Source organism: Salipiger sp. PrR003 (assembly GCF_010500785.1).
In the GTDB taxonomy this organism is placed as follows: Bacteria; Pseudomonadota; Alphaproteobacteria; order Rhodobacterales; family Rhodobacteraceae; genus Salipiger; species Salipiger pacificus_A.
In genome coordinates, this window is the sequence record NZ_JAAGOV010000115.1 from 1 (window position 1) to 2,637 (window position 2,637).

General features: G+C 63.3%; 2 protein-coding genes. Both read left to right on the forward strand.

The features are described from left to right. The first annotated feature begins 222 nt into the window (after positions 1–222). Entirely contained in the window at positions 223–1,698 is a 1,476-nt protein-coding gene (gene istA / locus G0D83_RS30775) for an IS21 family transposase (protein ID WP_203595148.1), read from the forward strand. Next, positions 1,695–2,588, forward strand: coding sequence for an IS21-like element helper ATPase IstB (gene istB / locus G0D83_RS30780; protein WP_164198529.1), 894 nt, complete (start codon positions 1,695–1,697; stop codon positions 2,586–2,588). The genes istA and istB overlap by 4 nt, the downstream gene beginning before the upstream one ends. Positions 2,589–2,637 lie beyond the last annotated feature (49 nt).

Below are 2,637 nucleotides of genomic sequence, written 5' to 3' on the forward strand. Positions count from 1 at the left end.
TGCGGCGCGACAAACAGGATGAGATTCCGCGTCAATCAGGATGAGACGCAGCGGCGTGTGACCGCTTCCGGCCGGGCTACGCCCGCCCTCCACCGGTCACACGCCGCTGCGCAAATTCTTCGGTCTGTGATCGCGGCCGACCCGGTAGGCTGGGGGTTTTCATGATGGAGAACCACCTTTGTGCCGGGGCGCCATGTAACCGATCATCAAGCGAGGCTTTTTATGAAGCTGAGACGAGACCACCCGATTGATGTCGCCGCCGCAAAAGCCGGCATGAGCCGCGCGACGGGCTATCGCATTTCCGAAGACCCCACCCCGCCTTCTCAAAAGAAAGGGCCGCGCGGCCGTCGCAGACCCGATCCGCTCGAGGCGATCTTTGACAGCGAAGTGGTTCCGCTGTTGAGGACTGCCCCGGGCCTCCGGCCTGTCGCCATCTTTGAAGAGCTGTTGCGCCGGCACCCCGAGCTGTCATCCGGCATCCGGCGCACGTTGGAGCGGCGGATCCGTTCATGGCGGGCTCTGCACGGCGAAGAACAGGAAGTTATCTTCCGGCAGAGCCATGAGCCCGGTCGGATGGGGCTGTCTGACTTCACCAACATGGGAGCAGCGGGCGTCACGGTCCTTGGCCAGCCTCTACCGCATTTGCTCTACCACTTCCGCCTGCCATGGTCTGGCTTCGAGCACGCCCATGTCATTTTGGGTGGTGAGAGCTTCGTTGCACTGGCGGAGGGTTTGCAGAACGCACTGTGGTCCGTGGGCGGAGCCCCGGCCTTCCACCGCAGCGACAGCCTGTCGGCCGCCTTCCGCAATCTTGATGCCGAGGCCCGAACCGATCTCACCAAACGCTACGACGGGCTCTGCGCGCACTACCGGATGACCCCCACGCGGAACAACAAGGGAGTGGCGCATGAGAACGGCTCCATAGAAAGTGCTCACGGCCATCTCAAGAACGCGATCCGGGACGCGCTGCTGATGCGCGGGAGTGCCGACTTCGAAGACCTTGGCGCTTACCGCGCCTTCATCGATGAGATCGTCGGCCGTCACAATGCCGCCCGCGGCAAACGCATCGAGGCTGAGCGCGCGTATCTGCAGGAGTTGCCCGAGCGCCGGACCACGGACTACGAGGAAGTCATCGTCACCGTGACCAGCGCCGGCGGGTTCACCCTGCGCAAGGTATTCTACACAGTCCCCTCCCGCTTGATTGGGCACCGCCTGCGCGTGCGCCTCTATGACGAGCGGCTGGAGCTGTTCGTCGGCGGCACTCATCTGCTCAACCTGCCCAGGGGCCGCGGCCACCCGGACGGCAAGCATGACCAGGTGGTCAACTACCACCATGTCATCCACTCCCTACGCAAGAAGCCGATGGCCCTTCTGCACCTCGTCTATCGTGACAAACTCTTCCCCCGAGGCGAGTACCGCCGCGCCTTCGAAGCCCTTACGGCGCGGCTGCCTGAGCGGCAGGCCTGCAAGGCGACCGTCGAGCTTTTGGCCCTGGCCCACGAGCGCAACTGCGAAGTGGCCCTGGCTGAAGACCTTGCCGCTCTGCTGGACGTGGGCGACCTGCCGGACCTTGCGGTCCTGCGGCGGAAGTTCTCGCCAGACCCCGCCAGCCTGCCGGTGGTCACGGTGCGCGCCACCTCCCTCAACAGCTACGAAGACCTTCTTGGGGCTGGCACAGATACGGGAGCATACGCATGAAGCGGATCCACTCCACCGACGAAGCACGTCTGGGCATCATGCTTGGCGAACTGCGCCTGCCAACCATAAAGACCCTGTGGCCCCAGTTCGCCGAACAGGCGGACAAGGAAGGCTGGCCGGCAGCGAGGTTCCTTGCCGCGATCGCAGAGCATGAACTCGCCGAGCGAGCACACCGCCGTACTGCCCGCCACCTGGCCGAAGCCCATATCCCGCCCGGCAAGACGCTGGACAGCTTTGACTTCGATGTCGTGCCGATGATCTCGAAGGCTCAGGTCATGGCGATGGCTGCCGGCGACAGCTGGCTGGCGAAAGGCGCGAATGTGCTCATGTTCGGCCCGCCGGGCGGCGGAAAGAGCCATCTGGCGGCAGCCATTGGCCTTGCCTTGATCGAGAACGGCTGGCGGGTCCTGTTCACGAGGACAACCGACCTCGTCCAAAAGCTTCAGGTCGCACGCCGGGAGCTGCAGCTCGAGGCGGCCATCTCCAAGCTCGACAAGTACGACCTGCTCATCCTTGATGACCTCGCCTACGTCACCAAGGACCAGGCGGAAACAAGCGTTCTGTTCGAGCTCATCTCGGGCCGATACGAGCGGCGCTCGATCATGATCACGGCCAATCAGCCCTTCGGAGAATGGAACAAGGTCTTCCCCGATCCCGCGATGACGCTCGCGGCTGTGGACCGGCTCGTCCACCACGCGACCATCTTCGAAATGAACGTGGAAAGCTATCGACGGCGTTCGGCGCTTGAAGCCAAACGCAGGCGCGGACGCCCAGCATCATACGCGACAATCAAAAGCACTGGCCTGATTGACGCGGAGCGACAATCACCCGCCGACGAAAACCTTGCCAGCGGCAATCAAGGTGATACCGTCACCGATGTCGCGACATAGAATCTCATCTTGATTGTCGCTGCCGTCTCTCCCTGATTGTCGCGCTATA

What these genes read in the sequence shown, in the direction of transcription:
- istA (WP_203595148.1), top strand. Translation starts at nt 223, where the DNA reads ATGAAGCTGAGACGAGACCACCCGATTGATGTCGCCGCCGCAAAAGCC.
- istB (WP_164198529.1), top strand. Translation starts at nt 1,695, where the DNA reads ATGAAGCGGATCCACTCCACCGACGAAGCACGTCTGGGCATCATGCTT.